Genomic DNA, 423 nt, shown 5'->3' on the forward strand with positions numbered 1-423 from the left:
GGCGTGGTAAAGATGGTGTCATCCCCGGCGATACTGCCAAGAATGCCTTCCGCTTTGCCCAGCGAGTCGAGAAGACGGGCGATCAGCTGCGCGGCGCCGGGGCTGGTATGAATCACCACTACGGCATCGTTATAGTCGATATCCAGCACCAAATTCTTCAGCGGGCTGGAGGTGGTCGGTACCCCAAGCTCGGCAGGCAAGCAATAGACCATTTCCATTTTGGCGTTACGGGTACGTACCGCGCCAAATTTGGTGAGCATGCGGGAAACCTTCGATTGGTTGATATTCTCGAAGCCCTCTTCCTGCAGCGCCTGGACGATCTCTCCCTGCGAGCTGAATTTCTCTTCTTTAAGCAGCGCTTTAAACGCTTTAACCAGTTCTTCTTGTTTTGCCGAACTTCGCATAAGTCACCCAGATTATGGT

General features: G+C 53.4%; 1 protein-coding gene. It reads right to left on the minus strand.

All coding sequences use genetic code 11. The features are described 5' to 3' along the window. The coding region (gene argR, locus M3175_RS26125; RefSeq protein ID WP_251524624.1) for a transcriptional regulator ArgR at positions 1-404 on the minus strand (404 nt) is incomplete at its 3' end. Positions 405-423 lie beyond the last annotated feature (19 nt).

Source organism: Robertmurraya korlensis, assembly GCF_023715225.1.
Lineage (GTDB): Bacteria > Bacillota > Bacilli > Bacillales > Cytobacillaceae > Robertmurraya_A.